The organism is Sphingomonas sp. Leaf28 (genome assembly GCF_001421685.1).
Taxonomy (GTDB): domain Bacteria; phylum Pseudomonadota; class Alphaproteobacteria; order Sphingomonadales; family Sphingomonadaceae; genus Sphingomonas; species Sphingomonas aurantiaca.
The window spans coordinates 183,567-203,468 of record NZ_LMKX01000001.1 but is presented as its reverse complement, the minus strand read 5'-3'; the positions used below and the strand labels follow the sequence as shown (position 1 = coordinate 203,468).

At 69.1% G+C, this 19,902-nt stretch carries 18 protein-coding genes; 5 read left to right on the top strand and 13 right to left on the bottom strand.

All coding sequences use genetic code 11. From position 1 onward, the window contains the following. Positions 1-54 precede the first annotated feature (54 nt). The 6 genes from ASE79_RS00965 to ASE79_RS00940 form a co-directional block, all read right to left on the bottom strand. Positions 55-2,349 carry a TonB-dependent receptor gene (locus ASE79_RS00965; protein WP_056410914.1) on the bottom strand — a complete coding sequence of 765 codons (2,295 nt, stop codon included), beginning with the start codon at positions 2,347-2,349 and terminating at the stop codon, positions 55-57. Next, positions 2,312-3,304 carry a FecR family protein gene (locus ASE79_RS00960; RefSeq protein ID WP_056410912.1) on the bottom strand — a complete coding sequence of 331 codons (993 nt, stop codon included), beginning with the start codon at positions 3,302-3,304 and terminating at the stop codon, positions 2,312-2,314. The genes ASE79_RS00965 and ASE79_RS00960 overlap by 38 nt, the downstream gene beginning before the upstream one ends. An 84-nt stretch (positions 3,305-3,388) precedes the next feature. Further along, entirely contained in the window at positions 3,389-3,877 is a 489-nt protein-coding gene (locus tag ASE79_RS00955; protein ID WP_056410909.1) for an RNA polymerase sigma factor, read from the bottom strand. Positions 3,878-4,042: 165 nt separating this feature from the next. Then, positions 4,043-4,249, bottom strand: coding sequence for a hypothetical protein (locus ASE79_RS00950; protein ID WP_056410906.1), 207 nt, complete (start codon positions 4,247-4,249; stop codon positions 4,043-4,045). Beyond that, positions 4,246-5,436 (bottom strand): glycosyltransferase, encoded by a 1,191-nt coding sequence (locus tag ASE79_RS00945; protein WP_056410901.1) that lies wholly within the window; start codon positions 5,434-5,436, stop codon positions 4,246-4,248. Before ASE79_RS00945 ends, ASE79_RS00950 begins: the two co-directional genes overlap by 4 nt. Beyond that, positions 5,433-6,293, bottom strand: a complete 861-nt coding sequence (locus tag ASE79_RS00940) for a polysaccharide deacetylase family protein (RefSeq protein ID WP_268796138.1) — start codon at positions 6,291-6,293, stop codon at positions 5,433-5,435. Before ASE79_RS00940 ends, ASE79_RS00945 begins: the two co-directional genes overlap by 4 nt. Before the next feature lie 218 nt (positions 6,294-6,511). Between ASE79_RS00940 and ASE79_RS21515 the strand changes: the two genes are divergently transcribed. The 3 genes from ASE79_RS21515 to ASE79_RS00925 are packed head-to-tail and all read left to right on the top strand — an operon-like array spanning position 6,512 to position 8,988. Beyond that, the gene (locus tag ASE79_RS21515; RefSeq protein ID WP_235516707.1) at positions 6,512-7,438 is read left to right on the top strand and encodes a hypothetical protein; all 927 of its coding nucleotides are present in this window, start codon (positions 6,512-6,514) and stop codon (positions 7,436-7,438) included. Next, positions 7,435-7,941, top strand: coding sequence for a DUF2141 domain-containing protein (locus tag ASE79_RS21510; RefSeq protein WP_056410896.1), 507 nt, complete (start codon positions 7,435-7,437; stop codon positions 7,939-7,941). The genes ASE79_RS21515 and ASE79_RS21510 overlap by 4 nt, the downstream gene beginning before the upstream one ends. Before the next feature lie 30 nt (positions 7,942-7,971). Then, entirely contained in the window at positions 7,972-8,988 is a 1,017-nt protein-coding gene (locus tag ASE79_RS00925; protein WP_056410894.1) for an endonuclease/exonuclease/phosphatase family protein, read from the top strand. Between the two features lie 15 nt (positions 8,989-9,003). Here ASE79_RS00925 and ASE79_RS00920 read toward each other — a convergent pair whose 3' ends face one another. The 4 genes from ASE79_RS00920 to ASE79_RS00905 form a co-directional block, all read right to left on the bottom strand. After that, positions 9,004-9,663, bottom strand: a complete 660-nt coding sequence (locus ASE79_RS00920; protein WP_056410891.1) for an alpha/beta fold hydrolase — start codon at positions 9,661-9,663, stop codon at positions 9,004-9,006. Positions 9,664-9,703: 40 nt separating this feature from the next. After that, on the bottom strand, positions 9,704-11,005 hold the full coding sequence (locus ASE79_RS00915) for a CitMHS family transporter (RefSeq protein WP_056410889.1): 1,302 nt from the start codon (positions 11,003-11,005) through the stop codon (positions 9,704-9,706). 178 nt (positions 11,006-11,183) lie between these two features. Then, on the bottom strand, positions 11,184-12,665 hold the full coding sequence (locus ASE79_RS00910; protein ID WP_056410886.1) for an OprO/OprP family phosphate-selective porin: 1,482 nt from the start codon (positions 12,663-12,665) through the stop codon (positions 11,184-11,186). Continuing rightward, on the bottom strand, positions 12,662-13,747 hold the full coding sequence (locus ASE79_RS00905; RefSeq protein ID WP_416354491.1) for an ABC transporter substrate-binding protein: 1,086 nt from the start codon (positions 13,745-13,747) through the stop codon (positions 12,662-12,664). Before ASE79_RS00905 ends, ASE79_RS00910 begins: the two co-directional genes overlap by 4 nt. Positions 13,748-13,835: 88 nt before the next feature. On the opposite strand from ASE79_RS00905, the gene ASE79_RS00900 reads away from it, so the two are divergent. Both ASE79_RS00900 and ASE79_RS00895 read left to right on the top strand, forming a co-directional pair. Continuing rightward, on the top strand, positions 13,836-14,501 hold the full coding sequence (locus tag ASE79_RS00900; RefSeq protein ID WP_056410883.1) for a response regulator transcription factor: 666 nt from the start codon (positions 13,836-13,838) through the stop codon (positions 14,499-14,501). Beyond that, positions 14,491-15,900 carry a sensor histidine kinase gene (locus ASE79_RS00895; protein WP_056410881.1) on the top strand — a complete coding sequence of 470 codons (1,410 nt, stop codon included), beginning with the start codon at positions 14,491-14,493 and terminating at the stop codon, positions 15,898-15,900. Before ASE79_RS00900 ends, ASE79_RS00895 begins: the two co-directional genes overlap by 11 nt. 63 nt (positions 15,901-15,963) lie before the next feature. Here the strand turns inward: ASE79_RS00895 and xylA are convergent, their stop codons facing one another. From xylA to ASE79_RS00880, 3 genes are read right to left on the bottom strand one after another with little or no spacing between them, the layout of a single operon-like run. Continuing rightward, on the bottom strand, positions 15,964-17,271 hold the full coding sequence (xylA, locus tag ASE79_RS00890) for a xylose isomerase (RefSeq protein ID WP_056410878.1): 1,308 nt from the start codon (positions 17,269-17,271) through the stop codon (positions 15,964-15,966). 8 nt (positions 17,272-17,279) lie between these two features. After that, positions 17,280-18,725, bottom strand: a complete 1,446-nt coding sequence (gene xylB, locus ASE79_RS00885) for a xylulokinase (RefSeq protein WP_056410873.1) — start codon at positions 18,723-18,725, stop codon at positions 17,280-17,282. Beyond that, entirely contained in the window at positions 18,725-19,855 is a 1,131-nt protein-coding gene (locus tag ASE79_RS00880) for a glycoside hydrolase family 43 protein (protein WP_056410870.1), read from the bottom strand. Before ASE79_RS00880 ends, xylB begins: the two co-directional genes overlap by 1 nt. Positions 19,856-19,902 lie beyond the last annotated feature (47 nt).

Sequence of the window (19,902 nt, the reverse complement as noted above, 5' to 3'; positions counted from 1 at the left end):
GCCGCTAGCGCCGCACGCGCCTGCGCACAATCACATCGTATAGGCAACGGGGGGTCACAACCCGATCGCGAGCCGCAGCGTGATCGTGCGCGGTCGGATCGGCACCGTCTGCGTGGTCGTCGACAGCGTGAACGGATTGCCGAACCCGAAGCTGTTGCCGCGGCCGTCGAGCACATTGTCGACCGCGATCGACCATTGGCGCCGCCCGTCGTTGAGCGTCGCGCCCGCGTCGAGCGTGGCATAGTCGCCCGCCGGTCGGTCGAGCAGCGGATCGAAGCTCAGCCGGGTCTGGCCGATATAGCGCGCGGTCACATACCCGCTCGCAGGCTTCCCGATCAGCGCGAACCGCCGCGAGAGACCCAGCCGGGCGGAATAATCGGGAACGACGGGCAGGCGGCGATCGTCCTCCGGACCGCGATCATTGGCCGGTGACGTCAGCCGCGCGCGCTGGATCGTCGTGCCGAAGTCGATCCCGTAGGGCGCCGCGTCGAACCGCCCGCCAAACTCGATGCCGTAATTCGTGGCGTTCCCCGCATCCACCGTCCCCAGCAGCCCGTCCGATCCGACCACGTCGCTGCGAAGATGCTCCCAGGTCGAGCCGAAGATCGCGCCGTTGAGCGTCAGCCGGTCGCCCATCCCGCGGATCCGCCAGCCCAGTTCGATGCTCTGCAACTCGTCGCCGGGAATCCGCCGCTCGGTGTCGACCGAAGCGCGCGTCACGCCGGCGGGACGGATCGCACTGGCGTAGCGCAGCCAGATCAGTCCGACATCGTCGCGGTGCCAGCTCAGCGTGCCGCTCGGCGTGACGCCCAGCTTGGTGGTGCTCTGTTCGTCGGGGCCGCGCTGCTCTATGTCGTTGACCGTCACGAAGCCGCGCAGGCCGATCTTCAGGTCGAGTGCGGACGACAGGCGTTGTGTCCCCTCGGCGAACATCGCCGCCTCGAACACCGCCTCCTTGTCGTCGCGCGCGAGCGAGCTGGTCGAGTCCGATTCGAAGCGTCCCTTGAGACGCGTGGTCGCGTGCAGGACGGACGCGCCGACGATCCAGGGATGGCGCGCGGTCGGGTCGCTGAGCCGGACCTCCTGCGTGACCAGCCGGATCGCGCGATCCTCTACATAGGCAACCGGCGCGGTCCTTCCGAGCGCGGCCGCCATGATGCTCGCATCATAGGTGCTGCCGAACTCGTGCGAGACGATCGCGGTGGTCGACTGCGCGTCCAGGCTGCCGATCGGCCCGTGGATATCGAGCGATCCCGACAGGAAGTCGTTGTCCTGCGGCTCGGCGATCGCGGTCGCGCGCGACAGGCCCCTGGTCGCATATTGGCTGTCGCGGGCGTTGATCCACTGGCCGATGCCGCTCGCGGTCGCGGTCCAGCCGCCTCCGATCGCCCAGCGCAATGCGGCACGGCCACCGCTGCGGCCGGTGCGGTTCACGTCACGCGTGCCGCGGCCGGTATCGTCGATCCAGCCGGGCATCGTCTCGGTCCATCCCGACGCGCGGAGTGCCAGCGCGCCGGTGACGATCGGCAGGTTCAGCGTGCCTTCGAACGCGCCGCCGAACGCGCCGTTGTTGGTTGCGGTCACGTCGCCGGCGATCCGGCCCGACACCTCGTCGAGATCGGGCGCGGTGGTGACGATCCGGATGACTCCGCCCAGCGCGCCGGTGCCGTAGAGCGTGCCCTGCGGACCGCGCAGGATCTCGACCCGGTCGATATCGACCATCCGCAGATCGGGATCGGGCGACGAATAGCCGATCCGCGCGTCGTCGAGATACAGGCTGACGAGCGACTGGCTGGTGCCGTTGAACGCGCTGTCGGCGACGCCGCGCAGGAACACGCGGTCGCGGCCCGGACCAAGATTGGTCGAGAACGCGCCGTCGGTGGTCGCGAGCAGGTCGACCAGCCCGCGCTTGCCGGCGAGGTGGTCGAGCGCCGGGCCGCCGAGGATGCTGATCGACGCGGGTAGGTCGGAGAGGCGTTCGTCGCGCTTGCTGGCGGTGACGATGATGTCGCCGCCCTCGACGATCGGCGGCGGGGTGCGGGGCAAGCGGACCCGGATCGGTGCGACGGGCAGGGGCTCGATCCGCCACGTCGTCGCATCGACGCGGACCGCGCGCAGGCGAGTTCCTGCCAGCACCCGCTGCAGCGCCTGCGCGACGTCGCGCGCGCGGACGGTCTTCCGCGTTGACGTAGCAGGCAGGATCCCCGCCATGCCGATCGAAATACCCGTCTGACGCGCCAGTGAATCGAGTGCCGATCGCAGCGACCCGGCGGGTATGGTGATTTCGCGCGCCGGGTTGGCGCCCGTCTTCTCAGCGCTGGCTGGAGCGCTCGATATGGACGACGCCATCAGCGCGACGCAGGCGCAGTGGCAGCACCGCGCGAAGCTGATCGAGAAGCCGCGAGCCGTCGCCAATCGTCAAAACCCCGGAAAAACGTAATCCGGCGGCGGACGGATCGACCACCAACGGGGTGCGAGCATATCGCGATATGTCGGCGACAACCAGCGGCAACGGTGCGCCGTCATAATCGAGGCGGCCGTCGGTCCAGTCCGCCACCGATGTCGGCGCGACGGCGCGGCGCTCCGCGATCCCGGCGGCGGGGTCGATGTCGATGCGTTGCCCCGCGACGAGCGTCGTCGGCGCGCTGCCATCGGCGGTCTGCGGCGCGACGCTGACGCTGCCCTGCGCCACGGCGACCGAAATCCTGCCGCCCGCGCTGACCACCGCAAAGCGGGTACCGATGTCGCGGACGTCATAGCCGCCCGCGCGGACGATCAGCGTGCGCGACGGATCGTGCCGCACGGAGAAGCTCGCGGCGCCGTCCGCGACTTCGATGAGCGGCGTGCGGCCCCCCGAAACCGAGACGCGCGACCCGCGATCGAGCTGCATCGCGCTGCCATCCGCGAGCGTGACCGCGCGCGTCTCGCCGGGGCCGGTCGCATAGGTCTGCACGCCGCTGTCGCCAGGGGTGACCGCCGGCGCGACCAGCAGCAACGCGAGGCCGGCCGCGAGCGCGCCGCCGGTGCCCGCCGCCATCCACCGCCACCTCGTCGGGCGTGCTGCCACCGCCGGCTGGGCGTCGGCGACGCCGTCGTCGTCGTCGTTCGCCGGCAGCAACGCCGCGATCGCGGGGGCGGCCGCACCGATCTCGGCATCGAGCAGCGCGATCGAGTCATAGGCGGTGCGATGCGACGGATCGGCTGCGAGCCAGTCGCCGAAGCCGGCCCAATCCATGTCGGGCGAATCGATCCGCGCGTGCCAGGTGGCGGCGGTATCGATCGGGTCCTGGGTCGTTGCGTCCATCACGGCACCCTCGTTCCGAGCGGATGCCCCCCGCTCGTGTCATGGACGCCGCCAATCGCCTGGCACCGCAGTCCGGCGTAAAAATCAATCATCGAGCGCCTTTCTGAGATGGCGCAGCGCCACGGCGATATGTTTCTCCACCGCGCTGCGGCTGATGCCGAACTCGGCGGCGACCTCCGCGTGCGACAGCCCGTCGATCTTGTGGCGGCGAAACACGCGCATCGCACCCTCGGGCGGGCCGGCGAGCACGGCGGCAAGCTGCGCCATCCGCTGCCGCCCGGCGACCGCATCGAACGCCGATGGCGTATCGTCAACGCTTTCGCCGCCGATCACCGAGACCGTCGCCTCGACATAGCCGCCGTCGCGCCGCACCCGCCGGCCGCTCGCGCGCACGCGGTCGAGCACGATGTTCATGCCGATGCGGTGGAGATAGGCGAGCGGGTTAGCGATCGGACCCGCTACCGGGGTCGCGATGTGCAGCCAGATGTCCTGCACCACGTCCTCGGCCTCGGCGACGCTGCCCGTCCGCCCGGTGAAGAAGCGGACGAGTTGCGGCCGGTGGGTCGCAAGCACGGCGGAAAGCCCGGCAGGCTGGCCAGCTTGGGCGGGGTCGGCGTCGGCTACGGCACATCTCCGGCAATCATGCCACTCTCGAAGCCGAGCCTTGTGCACCCGTCAAAACCGGAAGTCGCCCCCGAAATCGCGCCGGACGATCAACCTCCTTTGGTAACGCCTCGGTCAGCCCAGCCGCACGCCCGTGACCATGCGCCAGATCAGGAGCATCGCGACCGCCACGAGCAGCACCAGGCCCGCAAGCAACGACAGGTAGAAGAGCGGCGCGCGCCACGGCGACGCGGGCGACTCTGCGACTTGGTGCTGCACCGGCGCCGGGATGCGCGGGCGCTCGGTGGCGGCATGGGCTATGCGTGGTGCGATCGCGGTCATCGTCCCGTTCCTTGCTGGTATCGCGGCTGCGGATGCTGCGTTGCATAGAGCGAGAGCAACGCGTCGAAATGATCGTCCATCGTTCGGATCGGACGGTCGTGGCGGCGCGACGGCCCGACCTCGGCCGATCCGGCGACCGTCAGGATCGCCTCGGCCGCGTCCTGCGCATCGCCAGAGCGGTACACCGCGCCGTCGTTGGCGCAGGCGAGGTCGGCGGCGCCGCCGCGGTCGGGCGCGATCACCGTCAGCCCCGACGCGATCGCCTCCGCGGCGACGAAGCAGAAGGTCTCCGCCTCGCAGCCATGGATCAGCGCATCGGCGCTCGCCATCAGCCGCGCCAGCGCCGCGCGGTCGCCGACGGGATCGAGCAACCGGACGTGCGGATTGTCGCCGATCGCGTCGATCACGCGGCGCTGGCGCGCGCCACCACCGATGATCAGCAGCCCGACCGGCAAGTGCGTGCCCGCGATCGCCGCCGCCTGCGCGACCATGTCCCAGCGTTTCTCCGGGGCATGCCGGCCGACGCCGATCAGCAACAGCGCATCCTCGCCCAGCCCGCACAGCGCGAGCATCTCGCGCCGCAGGTCGGCATCGCGCAGCCGGGGCGAGAACTGGCCCGGCTCGACCCCCATCGGATCGGTCATCACCTTGCGCAGGCCACCCTCGCGCAGTCGCTCGGTCAGGCTGGCGCTGGCGCTGACGACATGGTCGAACTGCGCATCGAGCCGGCGCAGATGCCGCCAATACCAGTCGAACGCGCGGTCAATCGCCTGGGTGGAGGCGACGTTGCCGAACCAGCGATAGGCATAGGCCGACAGCGGATCGGCATGCGCGATCAGCGACAGCCGCGCGCGCGATCCCGATCGCGCGCGCCAGTCCGCGACCATCGACGCGCTGCGCCACGGCGACGAGACCTCGACGACATCGGCATCCTCCTCGTCGAGCACCGCGTGCAGCGCCGCGCGGTCCGCGAAATAGCGATAGGACCGGTCGAGCGGAAACCGCGGCGAGCGCAGCCAGCGGACGCGCGCATTCGGGCCACGCTGCTCCTCGCGGTCCTCCTCGCCGGGCGCGATCACGACGATCTCATGTCCCCGCGCGGCGAGCGCGACCAGCTTGCGATCGATATAGGTCCGCACGCCGCCGCCGGTCGGCGTGTAGAACGCACAGACGTCGACGATCTTCATGGCGCCACCGGCTCGGCAAGCAGATCGGCGTAGCGCGAGACGGTGCGACGCTCGGCCAGCGTGCGCAGCGTCCGGTCGATGCTGGTCAGCAGCGTGTCCTTGGTGACGTCGCCGGGATGCACCGCGACCCGCATCGTCGGGATCCAGTCGGGCATCGCGCGCGCCGCGGCCGCGACGGCGAGCGAGCTGGCGGTCCGCGCCGCGGACCGGCTGGCCCAGGTCACGACCGGGCCACGCGCGACGATCCGCCCGGTGGTCGGTTGCCAGACCCGGAAATGATCTTCGGCCAAGGCGATGCCGCACGCCTTGAGCGCCGCGTGCGCGCCGGGGCCGTAGAGCCAGGCGGGGGCGATGAACCCCGCGATCGGCCGTCCGATCGCCTGTTCGACCATGTCGCGGCCGGCGCGCATGCGAAGCTCCGCCTCGATCGCGTCGAGCCCGAGGAACTCGCCTTCGCCGGCGGTCATGTAGCGTGCCTTGAGGGCCGTGGCGGTGCCGCGATGCGCGGTCGAGTCGCGGTGGAACCAGCCGTGCAGGAACATCTCGACGCCCGCATCCGCCCAGTCGCGCAGCCGCCGCTCGAACGCCGGTGCGCGGTCGAGTCGCGCCGCGCCCCAGTGATCGGGCACCACCAGCATCGCGAACCGCGCGCCCCCCAGGATCCGGTCGATCCGCTCGGCAAGCATCGCGATCGGCACGGCGAAGGTCGGCGCTACGTCATGGATGGCGACCACGAGCCGCTTCTCGGGCAGGCGCTGTTCGGGGGCCGGCAGGTCCGGGCCGTCGCGCCCGGTCGGCGTCCTCTGGATGGGATCGGCAAAGTCGGTTCGCGCCATCGTCTCGCTCTCGTTCGTCATCGGATCGCTCGTGACGGGACGGCACCGCCAGCCTGCCTCCGCAGTCCCATCCGATGCTTGCCAGAAAATTATTTCACCGCGGCGTCAGCCATGGCTGCGGCGCGGCGATGGCGGCGGCGTCGTTCGGGCATGATCCCACCTGGTATCCCCGTTTCGACGCCCGCCACCGCGCGGATCCAGAGCGGGCCGAGATCCCGCTTTCCCGAAAGGAGCGCTGCATGAGCGACATGCCGCTGACGCTGACGCTGGCGCGTGTGCAAGTCCCGCCGCTGACCCCGACGATCATCCGCAAGACCTTCCTCTCGCGCTGGCTCGCGCCGCTGCTGTCGGCGGCGATCCTGGTCGCCGCGCTGTGGCAACTTCGCGGGCTCGACGTGCGGGGCATGCTCCACATGGTGCCGCGCTCGCCGCTGTTCTGGACGATCTTCGCGCTCGGCTATCTGGTCACGCCGTTCAGCGAATGGGTGATCTATCGGCGGCTATGGCAGTTGCCGCCAAGCGGCATGCTCGCGCTGCTGCGCAAGCGGATCAGCAACGAGATCGTGCTCGGCTATTCGGGCGAGCTGTATTTCTATGGCTGGGCGCGCAAGCACGCGACGATGGTCGGCACGCCGTTCGGCGCGATCAAGGACGTGTCGATCCTGTCGGCGGTCGTCGCCAATGTCTGCACGCTCGCGCTCGCGCTGGTCAGCTGGCAGGCGCTCGGCGCGCTGCATCTCGGCACCGATGCGAAGGTGATGACGGTATCGGCGGCGAGCATGGCGATCCCGTCGCTCGTCACGCTCGTCCTGCGCAAGAAGCTGCTGACTCTGCCCCGCACCGAACTCGGCCGGATCGCGGTCATCCATTTCCTCCGGATCGTGGCCACCACGCTGTTCGCCGCATTGCTGTGGGCCGCGGTGATGCCCGCCGCGCCGCTCGCCTGGTGGTTGGCGCTGGCGACGCTGCGCCTGCTCGTCTCGCGCCTGCCGCTGCTGCCCAACAAGGACATCGTCTTCGCCGGGCTGGTCGCGTTTACCGTCGGCCGGAATTCGGACGTGACCGCGGTCATGACGATGATCGCCGGTCTCTGGCTCGTCACCCATCTGCTGCTCGGCGCTGCGCTGACCGCCGTCGAACTCGTCACCATGGAGCGTATGAAGTGATCCTGCTTGCCTTGCTGACCCTTGCCGTCACCCCGCCTTCGACCCCGGCCTTGGGCACCGCCGAAGCGCGCTGCCGCCCGCATGAGACCGGGCCCGCGCTGATCGTCGAGATCGACGGCCTGAAGGACCGGGTCGGCGTCCTGCGCGGCGAGCTCTATCCCGCGCGCGACGGCGATTTCCTGGCCGACGACAATGTCCTGATCGGGCAGGGCAAGACGTTCCGCCGCGCAGTCGTCACCGTGCCCAGCGCAGGGCCGGTGTCGTTGTGCCTGCGCGTGCCGGCGCCCGGCACCTATGCGCTGAGCGTGGTCCATGCGCGCGATGGCGGCCACGGGTTCAGCCTGCTCCATGACGGCATCGGCTTTGGGAGCAACCCCAGGCTCGGCCATTCCAAGCCGCATGCCGATCAGGCGAGCGTCGCGGTGCATGAGGGGCTGACCACCACGCATGTCGTGATGAACTATCGCAGCGGGCTGTTCTCGTTCGCGCCGATCAAGCGCTGATCCACCACCACCCCCAATCAGGACCAGTCCATGCTTCGACCCCTGGCGGCGCTTGCCGTCGCTGCCCTGCTGACCGGTGCGCCGGCCACCGCGAACCCGGCGCCGGCGCGCGACGTGACGCTGATGACCTACAACGTCCACGGTCTGCCCTGGCCGATCGTCGAGGATCGCTCGGCGGCGCTGGCGGCGATCGGCAATCAGCTGAGGGCGATGCGCCGCCACGCCGACGCGCCCGAGATCGTCGCGGTGCAGGAGGCGTTCGTCGACGACGCCAAGGCGATCGGGCGGACTGCGGGCTATCGCTACGCCGCGTTCGGTCCGGCGGAGGATGCCCCCGCGATGGTGCCGCGCGTCGATGACGGGTTCGTCGCGGATGGCAGCCGGATGGTCGGCGAACGGCTCGGCAAGCATGTCGACAGCGGCCTCGCGATCTTCTCCGACTATCCGATCCTCGCGGTGCGGCGCATGGCCTACCCGACCTGCGCGGGCTATGATTGCCTTGCCAACAAGGGCGCGCTGGCGGCGCTGATCGCGATCCCCGGTGTCGCGACGCCGGTGATCGTGGTCGACACGCACCTGAATTCGAACGGCGCGTCGGGTACACCTTCGGCGCGGGCGATCCAGGCCTATCGTCGCCAGATCGATCTGCTCGCGGCGTTCATCACCAGCCTCGGCGCCGGCACGCGTCCGGTTCTGGTGGCGGGCGATTTCAACGTCGGTCGCGATCTCGCGCGACGCGCGCAGTTCGACATGCGGATGCTCGGCGGCGGAACTGCGCTGCAGGCGGCGGTGGCGACGTGCCGCGTGGCGCCCGAATGTCCCGTTGCCGAACCCGCGGGGATCGCGGAGTCGATCGCGCGCGGCAAGGACTGGCTGATGTACCGCTCCTCGCCGCGCGTCGCGATCACGCCGACCGGTCTCGCCGCCCCCTTTGGACGGCATCCGGACGGGACGATGCTGTCGGATCATGTCGGCATCGAGGTCCGCTACCGGATCGCGACTCGCAGCGCCGTGGCCGGCGTGCCGATGACGACCGCCAGCCGCTGACCCCCGCCGCCGGGTTCAGCCCGACCTGAGCCATTGGCGGAGCACCGCGGTGACTTCGCCGGGGCGTTCCATCGGCGCCAGATGCCCGCAGCCGCGCAGCAGGTGGAACCGCGCACCCGCGATCCGCAGCGACAAGGCAAGCGCGTCGTCGGGCGTGCAGATCCGGTCGCGATCGCCGACCGCGACCAGCGTGGGCACGGCGATCGCGGCGATCGCCTCGCTGATGTCCGGCCGGGCGAGCAGCGCGCGTTGCTGGCGCTCGAACACGACGGGGCCGACGCGGTCCGCCATCGCCTGCGCGGGGCCGCTGACATTGGCGGACAGGTGTGGATCGGCGGCCGGCGCGGTGGCGAGCATCCCTTGTCCCGCGACGGTGCGCGGGCGGCCGTCCATCGATCCGCGCGTGCCGAACAGCGCGATCCGCGTGACTCGCTCGGGCGCCTGCCGGACGATCTCCATCGCGACGTACCCGCCCAGGCTGACGCCCGCGACCGCGAACCGCGGCGGCGCGCTCGCGAGAACGCGGGCGGCCATGGCGGACAAGGTATCGTCCTGCGACAGGTCGCCGAACTCGACCTGCGCGAGGCCGGCGAGATCGACGATCTGCCGCGCCCATAATTGCCCGTCGCACCCCATCGCGGGGAGCAGCATCAGCGGTGTACGCGATCGGACCATGCGAAATCTCCGGAAGCGGCGGGTTGCGGGGATGCTCACCTCAGGCGACGAACGGGAAGGCGAGCGCGATCATGCCGACGACGGTCATCACCGTGCAGACGAGGATCGCGGGGACGAGCGTGAAGCGCTGGTGATCGGCAAGGTCGATCCCGACCAGGCTGACCAGCAGATAGGTCGACGGCACCAGCGGGCTGAGCAGATGGACCGGCTGGCCCATCAGCGACGCGCGCCCGATCGCTTCGGCCGAGACGCCGTAATGCGCGCCGGCCTCGGCGAGGATCGGCAGCATCCCGAAATAGAAGGCGTCGTTCGAGATGAAGAAGGTGAACGGCATGCTCAGCACTGCGGTGATCGGCGCCATGTACGGCCCGAGCGCGGGCGGGATCACGCCGACCACCGCCTTGCTCATCGCCTCGACCATGCCGGTGCCGCCGAGGATCCCGGTGAAGATACCCGCCGCGAAGATCAGCGAGACGACCGCCAGCACGTTGCCGGCATGCGCGGAGATGCGCTCCTTCTGGTCGGCGACGCCGGGATAGTTGACGATCATCGCGATCGCGAACGCCAGCATCATCAGCACCGACAGCGGCAGGATGCCCCAGACGAGCAACGTGAGCAGCGTGACGACGAGCGCCGCGTTGAACCAGATCAGCTTGGGGCGACGCGCCTCGGGATATTGCGAGACGGCCATGCCGGTGAACTCGGTGTCCGCGGTGATCCCCGCTTCACCCATCCGCGCGCGTTCCTTCCGGCCGAAATACACCGCGAGACCGATCAGGAAGGCGAGGCCGGCGATCATGCCGGGGATCAGCGGCAGGAACAAAGTCGCCGGATCGATCTTGAGCGCGCTCGCGGCGCGCGCGGTCGGCCCGCCCCACGGCGTCAGGTTCATGATGCCGCTCGTCGTCATCAACAGGCAGACGAGGTACAGCCGGTTCATGTTGAAACGCTTGTACAGCGGCAACAGCGCGGCGATCGTGATGATGTAGGTCGTCGACCCGTCGCCATCGAGGCTGACGAGCGCGCACAGCACGACCGACCCGATCAGGATCCGCATCGGATCGCCGTGGACCATCCGGATCAGCCGCCCGACCAGCGGATCGAAGAGCCCTGTATCCGTCATTGTCGAGAAGAACAGGATCGCGAATAGCAGCATCACGCCGGTCGGCGCGAGGTTCTTGATACCGTCGATCATCATCGGGCCGAGACCCGCGGCCTCGCCGGCGAACACGCCGAAGATCGACGGGATCACGATGAGCGCGACCAAAGGCGTCATCTTCTTGGTCATGATCAAGGTCATGAACGTGGCCACCATCAGGAAGCCAAGCAGGGCAAGGTTCATCGCATCGTCCTAGGAAAGGGCGTGAAAAAGGGGGTGGGGGCGGTGGCAGGAAAACCACCGTCATCCTGACAAAAGTCAGGACCCAGGGTTACAGGGTGCAGTGCTGCGTGGCTCTGGATCCTGACTTTCGTCAGGATGACGGAGCCGGGGGGCAGGGCTCTGCGAACATCACCACGCATCAGAAGGTGACGCCGACGCGGGCGCTGAGCGTCTGGCCGCTGTCGTTGCCGGTGAACGTGCCCGAGCGGTTGTCGGTGTCCCATTGGATCGCGTTGACCTGGAAGCGGGTGAAGCTGTTGAGATACCAGTTGACGCCCACGGTCGCCGCCCAGCCTTCGCCGCCGGTCAGCAGGTCGGTGTAGTCGAGGCTTTCGTAGCGCGCGGTCAGTTCGATCGCGCCGACGCCGCCGTCAAAGGTCGGCTTCAACACCTTGGGCTGGCCGAAGCTGCCGAGGCGCGGGTTGTATGGCGGCAGGTCGCCGGTCAGGAACAGACCGCCCGAGACGCTCCACGCCTTGCTGACGAAATCGGGACGCCCACCGTCGAGCCGCGCGTTGCGGCGGCCCGCCTCGCCCATCACCCACAATGGCCCGCGATACCCGCCGAGCTCGACGCCGTAGCCGGTCGTACCCGTGCCGCCGGTCAGCGGCCCGCTCGACACGCGCAGCGCGCCGTTGAAGCGGCCGCCGATCACCGTGTTGCGCGTGAGCGTGCCCGCGACCGACGACAGCGACTCGTCGAAGCCCCAGGCGCCGATGTGCAGCACGCCGGTGTCGGACTTGATCGGGTTCCAGTGCGCGCGTGCCGTCACGGTGCGGCTGTCGCCGACGGTCTGCGAGCCGTCGATCCGGTCGCCGGTGATCGAGACGGACGCGTGGCCGGTCTTCCAGAACAGGCGCGGCATCACGCCGATGCCGTAGAAGCCGCGCTGTGGGATGATCGCGGTGGCGACCGTCGTACGCTCGAGGAACGGCGTCGAATCCGAGCCCGTCGAGCCCTCGAACCCGCGATCGTTGAACAGATGCCCGGCGCGGACGTCGTAGTCGAGGCCAGGCTTGATCTTGTTGCGCCAGCCGACGAACGCGGTGACGACGTCGACCTCGTTCTCCGAGAAGTCGCTCTCGAACTGGTAGAAGAAATGCGTGCCGACGCCGCCTTCGAGGCCGAGGCGCAGCGCGCGCATGCCCGTCGTCGTGATGTTGCGACCGTCATATTTGGAGCCGAAGCTGGAGCTGACATCGGTCAGGATGCGGCCGCGCGGCTTGAACGTGTACACGCCGTCGGCCGAGTGGAAGACGGGCAGGCCGGCCCCCCATTCGGTCGTCACGCCCGACGGATTGTCGCGCGCGGCCAAGGCTTGCGCGACGCTGCGATCGGCCGGCCCCGGCGGCGCGAGCTGCGGCGCGAACGGCACCGTACGGCGCGGTTCGTTGTTCTGCGCGACCGCCTGCGGCGCCACCTGCACGGGCGCGACCGGCGCGGACGCCTGTGCCACTGCCGTAGCATTCTCGAGCCGATCGAGCCGCGATTTGAGCGCGGCGATCTCGGCCGCCTGCGCGCGGACCAGCGCGGCGAGGTCGGCCTCGCTCGGAGTCTGCGCCAGCGCCGGGGTTGCTGCAATCAGGGCGAGTGCGGCGCACCCGGTACGGAAAAGGGTCATTGGGCTTTGGCTCCGGTGGCGAGAATCGCGGTCCAGTCGCGCAGGAAACGCTGGCGCTTGACGCGGTCGAGGTTGACGAGAAGTTGCGGGCCGACACGGATCGGTCGGGCCTGCGCGGTGGGAAGACGGCGTGCCGAAACGTCGGTGCGGACCGGCCACAGGCTGCGCTTGGCAAGCAGCGACTGCCCCTCGCGCGACAGCAGGAAGTCGAGAAAGAGTTTCGCCGCCGCCGGGTGCGCGGCCTCGCGCGCGATGAACGCGATCCGCGACGTGACCAGCGTGTAATCCTGCGGAAAGACCACGCCGATGCGGCGGTCGGTGCGTGCGCGTTCGAGCGCGTAGGAGCCGATGACGTTGTACGCGATCGCCTGCCGCCCCTCGGCGACACCGCGCAGCATCGGCTCGGTGGTGAGCGACAGGACCGGCTTCGTGGCGGCGATCGCCTCGAGCAGCGAGCGCGTGTCGCGCGTCGTCGCCATGTCCTGCGTCAGGTACAGATAGCCGGTGTTCGACCGCGCGGGGTCGAACGTGGTCACCTTGCCGGCGAACGCGCGGCCGTTCTGCCGCAGCATCGCCTCGAGCGCGGCATGCGTCCGCGGTACGCGCGCGGCGGGGATCAGCCGCGTGTTGTAGACGATCCCGATCGGCTCGGCGGTGACCCCGAAGCCCATGTTCTTCCACACTGACTGCGGCGGCAGCGCGGGCTTTTCGGGGCTGGCATAGCCTTGCGCGAAACCGTCGTTGATCAGCTTGACCTGCAAATCCATCGCCGACGACCAGACGATATCCGCGGACAGCCGCTTGGCGCGCGTTTCGGTGACGAAGCGGCGATACATCTCGGTCGAGCCGAGATCGGCATAGAGAACGGTGATCCCCGGATAGCGCTTCCGGAACGCAGCGACCACCGGCAGCAGTTCGGCGCGATCGGCATTGCCGTAGATCCGCACCTGCCGCTCGGCGCGCGCGTCGCTGATGATCTGATCATAGGAGCGCGGATAGTTGGCGGGACGCTGCGCCACGAGCGGCGTCGCGGCGACCGTCGTGGCCAACACTGCAATCCTCAGAAAAATTCGGGCCATCATCACTCTCCTCGCCTTCCGTCTCTGTGTTCGGATAGACTGCATCCGTGGAGTACGAACCGAAGCTGTCACCAACCTTTCACGGGTTTTCATGCGCATCCTGGTGATCGAGGACGACGCCGCGCTCGCGCGCAGCATCGCGGCATTGCTGCGCGCGGGCGGCAACGCGGTCGATCACGTCGCGACCGGCGAGGACGCGCTGGCGGTGGTCGCGGGCGAACCCTATGCGCTGGTAATCCTCGATGTCGGGCTTCCCGGGATCGACGGCTTCACCGTGCTGGAGACGCTGCGACGGCGCGGCGAGCGGGTCCCCGTGCTGATGCTCACCGCGCGCGACGCGCTCGACGACCGCGTGCGCGGGCTCGATCTCGGCGCCGACGATTATCTCCGCAAGCCGTTCGAGCCCGAGGAGCTGGAGGCGCGCGTGCGGGCGCTCGGCCGGCGACGCGGCGGCGATCCGCTGCCGGTGCTCAGCGTCGGCACGCTGACGATCAACCGATCGACCGGCGATGCGGACATTGCCGGCCGCGCGCTCGACCTGCGTCGTCGCGAACGCGCGGTGCTGGAGGCGCTGGCGACGCGCGCGGGCCGGGTGGTGCCGCGCGAATTGCTGATCGGCGAGGTGTTCGGTTTCGACGAACCCGTCGGCGGCAACGCGATCGAGGTCCATGTCACGCGGCTGCGCACCAAGCTCGCGCCCGACGGCCCCGGCATCCGTACCGTGCGCGGCGTCGGTTACATGCTCGATGCCGGCTGAGACTGTCGTCACCGATCGGGGTGCCCCCGCGCTGCGGACGCGGCTGCTGGTCGCGGTGCTCGGGCCGTTGCTGGCCGCGGCGATCCTGATCGGTGTCGTCGGCGCCGCGCTGATCGCCGATGTCGTCCGCCGCACCAACGACCGCGTGCTCGCCGGCGCACTCGGCGCGATCGCGGAGACGGTGCAGGTCGAACGCGGCGAGGTGACGCTGGACCTGCCCGCCGCCGCGTTCGGGATGCTGGAGAATACCGAGCGCGACAATGTCTATTACCGGGTCGCGGTCGGCGGCGATCTGCTGACCGGCTATGCGGACCTGCCCGCGCCCGATCCCGCCACGCTCGCGGTCGACGTGCCGCGCTACCGCTTCGCCCGCTATCGCGACCAGCCGATCCGCATCGCCGAGGTGCGCCGGTCGCTGCCGCGCATCGACAAGCCCGTCATCGTCCAGATCGCCGAGACGCTCGACAATCGCGGTGCGCTCACCCGCCGGCTGATGCTCGCGCTGCTGATTGGCGAATGCGTCCTTGTCGGCGCCGCCGCGCTGTTGCTCCGCCCGGCGCTCGGCTGGTCGTTGCGCCCGCTCTCGCGCCTGCGCGGCGCGGTCGAGGCGCGGGACAAGCGCGCGCGACCCGATTTTTCGCCGCTCGACACCGGGCCGCTGCCCAGCGAACTCCGCCCACTCGCCGGCGCGTTCGACCGGCTCCTGGCGCAGCTCGACACCGCCACCGTCGGCGTCCGCCGCTTCACCGCCGACGCCTCGCACCAGATGCGCACGCCACTCTCCGTCCTGAAGGTTCAGGTCGCGCTCGCCCGCCGCGGATCGGAAGCCGAGCGCCGCGATGCACTCGACGAGATCGCCGACGTCGCGGTCCGGCTCGAACGGCTCGTGACGCAGCTGCTCGCGCTCGCCCGCGCCGAGGAGGCGGGCGTCTCCGCGCCGCTCGAGGCGGTCGATCTGCGCGAGGTCGCTGCCGCGGTCATCGCGCGGCAGATCAACCAGGCGATCCGGGCGGGCGTCGACCTGATCCTCGAGGGGGATGCGGAGACGCGCTACATGGTGTCGGGCCACCGCACGCTGATCTTCGAAATCCTGTCGAACCTGATCGACAACGGCATTCGCTACAACCGGCGCGGCGGTACGGTGTCGGTCGCGTTGCAGGCGGAGGACGCGCGGATCGCGGTCGTGGTCGCCGATGACGGCCCGGGGATCATACCGGCTTACCGCGAAAAGGCGTTCGACCGCTTCGTCCGGCTGGGCCCCGCGAATAGCCCGGAGGGGAGTGGGCTTGGCTTGGCGATCGTCCGCTCGGCCGCGACGCGGCTGAACGCCACCGTCGGGTTCGTCGATGTCGATCGCGGCACGGCGATCATCCTGCGGTTCGCTCCGCCGCTCTCCTGATCGTCGTTTCAGTGTCCCGTCGAGCGACGTGCGCGCCGCCCGACGGGATCGATCGTCAGCCGATCACAGCATGCGGTTGATCAGGTTTTCGATCCGCTCCTGCTGGCCCGAAACCGGCTTCGGATCGATGCCGCGCTCGACCGCCAGGTCGGCGATGCCGGCAAGGTCCAGCCCGCCGATCGCGCCGCCGAACTCGCCGTCCCAGCCCGCATAGCGCTTGGCCTTGATCGCATCAATCCGGCCGTCCTCGATCAGCTTGGCCGCGTTCAGCAGGCCCTTCGCGACGACGTCGATCGCGCCGACATGGCCATAGAACAGGTCCGCCGGGTCCATGCTCTGGCGCCGCACCTTGGCGTCGAAGTTGAAGCCGCCGGTCGTGAACCCGCCAGCGCGGATGATCTCGAGATTGGCGAGCGTCAGTTCCTCGACCGAATTGGGGAATTGATCCGTGTCCCAGCCATTCTGCGGATCGCCGCGATTGGCGTCGATCGACCCGAAGATCCCCAGCGCCGCCGCGGTCGCGATCTCGTGCTCGAAGGTGTGGCTGGCCAGCGTCGCATGGTTCGCCTCGATGTTCACCTTGACCTCGTTCTCCAGGCCATAGCGCTTGAGAAAGCCGTACACCGTCGCGGTGTCGAAGTCGTACTGGTGCTTGGTCGGCTCGAACGGCTTCGGCTCGATCAGGATCGTGCCCGTGAACCCGATCTTGTGCTTGTGCTCGACGACCAGGCTCAGGAAGCGGCCGAAATTGTCGAGCTCGCGCTTCATGTCGGTGTTGAGCAGCGTCTCATAGCCCTCGCGACCGCCCCACAGCACATAGTTCTGGCCACCCAGCCGATGCGTCGCCTCGAGCGCGTCGCGCACCTGCATCGCGCCGAACGCGAACACTTCCGGATCGGGATTGGTCGCGCCGCCTGCCGCAAAGCGCGGATGGCTGAACAGGTTCGCGGTGCCCCACAGCAGCTTGCGACCCGATGCGGCCTGGAGCTGTTCGAGATGGTCGACGGCTTCGGCGAAGAATTTGCGGTGCTCGGTGATGTTGGCGGCATCGGCCATCACGTCGACGTCGTGGAAGCAGTAATAGGGCACGTCGAGCGTCTTGAAGAAGTCGAACGCGACCTCGCGCTTCATCGCCGCGGCGGCGCTGTCATTGGCACCGCGATGCCAGGGCCGGTCGAACGTGCCGCCACCAAACACGTCGGAGCCGGGCCAGCAGAAGGTATGCCAGAAACACGCGGCGAACCGGAGATGATCCTCCATCCGCTTGCCAAGGACCATCTTGTCCTTGTCGTAGAAGCGATAGGCCAGCTCGTTGGTGCTGTCGGGGCCCTCATATTTGATCTGGGGGATATCGGCGAAGAAGTCGGACATCGGGATTCCTACGATTTTGGAGTGATGCGGGAATAGGCGTGGCGGAACGCGGCCTTCTTCTCGGCGAGCGCCGAGACGAGGGCAGGGTCGGGGACGATGCTGTGCGAGACGGGGGGCGCGACGCAGATGTCGGCGGGGTCGCCGCCGTCGACGCCGAGCTGGGCAAGCCGTGCGGCGCCCAGCGCGGGGCCGACTTCGCCGCCCTGGAGGTAGACGAGTTCGACCTCCATCGCCGCGGCGATCACCTCGCCCCAATAGCGGGAGCGTGCGCCGCCGCCGATGACCGCGAGCCGCTCGACGACGGTGCCCGCTTCGCGCAGCACGTCGAGCCCGTCGGCGAGCGCGAACGCGACGCCTTCGAGCACCGCCTGCGACAGGCGGCCGGCATCGGTGTCGTTGTCGAGACGCAGGAACGCGCCGCGAACTTCGGGGTCGTTGTGCGGCGTGCGCTCACCCGACAGATAGGGGAGGAAAAGCTCGGGGCCACACGCGGGGCCGGCGGCCTCGGCGCGTGCGAACAGGTCGGCGGCGCCGGCGGCACCGGTGATCCGCGCGACCCAGTCGATGCACGACGCGGCCGACAGGTGCACCGACATCTGGTGCCACAGCCCCGGCAGCGCATGGCAGAAGGCATGGACCGCGCGATCGGGATTGGGGCGGAAGTCGCTGGTCGCGACGAAGATCACCCCCGACGTGCCGAGCGACAGCAACGCATCGCCGTCCGCGACCACGCCGACACCGACCGCGCCCGCCGCATTGTCGCCGCCGCCCGCCGCGACCGGCACCTGCCGCATCCCCCAGAGCTCGGCGACCGCGGCGGTCAGCGTGCCGGTGATCTGCGTGCCCTCGTACAGCCGCGGCATCTGCGCCTGTGTCAGTCCGCACGCGCCGAGCAGCGCGTCGCTCCAGCAGCGGCCACCGACGTCGAGCCACAAAGTGCCCGCGCTGTCGGACAGGTCCGAGGCCTTGTCGCCGGTCATCAGCAACCTGACATAATCCTTGGGCAGCAGCACGGTGGCGATCTTCGCGAAGACGTCCGGTTCATGCTCGCGCACCCACAGCAGTTTCGGCGCGGTGAAGCCTGGCATCGCGATGTTGCCCGCAATCGCGCGCAGGTCAGGGACGGCACGCTCCAGCGCGGCGCATTGTGCAAAGCTGCGGCCATCGTTCCACAGGATCGCCGGGCGCAGCGGACGGTCGTCGGCATCCAGCAGCGTGGCGCCGTGCATCTGGCCCGCGAGCCCGACGCCACGCACCGCGCGGCGGACGCTCGGGTCGATCGCCTGGACCGCCGCGGTGGTCGCCTGCCACCATGCGTCGGGATCCTGTTCGGACCAGAGCGGGTGCGGCCGCTGCACGGTTAGCGCGGCCGTGCCCTGGCCGACCACGCTGCCATGCGAGTCGAGCACCACGGCCTTGACACCCGAGGTGCCGATATCGATTCCGAGGAACATCAGTTGACGAACGGATCGATGGTCGGGATCGAGCCGTCGGCGGTGAACTTGAGTTCGGTCACCTTGACGTTGCGGAGGTGGTTCTTGTTGCTCAGCTGCGTGTCCGCATAGAACAGCCACCATTTCTTGTTCCATTCGACGATCGAATGGTGGCTCGTCCAGCCCTGCACCGGCTTCAGGATATGGCCCCGATAGGTGAACGGACCATAGGGGTTGTCGCCGGTCGCATAGTTCAGGAAGTGCGTGTCGCCGGTCGAGTAGGTATAGTAATATGTGTCGCCGCGCTTGAAGACCCAGGACGCCTCGAAGAAGCGTTTCTCATGGTCGCCGCCGAGGACGGGCTTGCCGGCGTCGTCGAGGATCTGGACGTCGCGCGGCGTCTCGGCAAAGCTCTTCATGTCGGGGTTGAGCTTGGCGATCTTGCCCGACAGCGCGGGCTGGTCGTCCTTGCCGAGGTCGGTGTCCGAGCCGTTGGCGTCGAACTTGCCGTCCTTCCAGCGCTGGAGCTGGCCACCCCAGATACCGCCGAAATACATGTAGCTGGTGCCGGTCGTGTCGGTGAAGACGGCCGGATCCATCGAGAAGCTGCCGGCGATCGGCTTGGGATCGGCCTTGAACGGGCCGGTCGGGCTTTTCGACGTGGCGACGCCGATCCGGAACGTGCCGAGGCCGTTCTTGTCGAGCGCCTTGTCGCGTACCGGGAAGTACAGGAAATACGTGCCGTTCTTGTAGGCGGCATCGGGTGCCCACATCTGCTTCGACGCCCAGGGCACGTCCTTCACGTCGAGCGCGACGCCATTGACCTTAACCGGGCCGCCGATGCGGTCCATGCTCAGGACGCGGTAGTCGCGCATCGCATATTGGTTGCCGAGATCGTCGTCGCCGATGCCCGCGTCGATGTCATGGCTGGGATAGACGTAGATCTTGCCGTTGAAGACGTGTGCCGACGGATCGGCGGTATAGATGCTGCTGACCAGCGGCTGCGACAGATAGCGCTTGCCGTCGGGGCTGCGCGGCTCGCTCTTCGCTGGCGCGGACGGGGCGGTGGGCGCGGCAGTCTGCGCCAGTGCGACGCTGCCGGCGAGCAACAGCGGCAAGCTCGCGGCGAGGGTGGGTAGACGAAGCTGCATGGCCGTTCGATCCTTCCTAATGTCGGCGATCTTCTGCGAGATCTGCC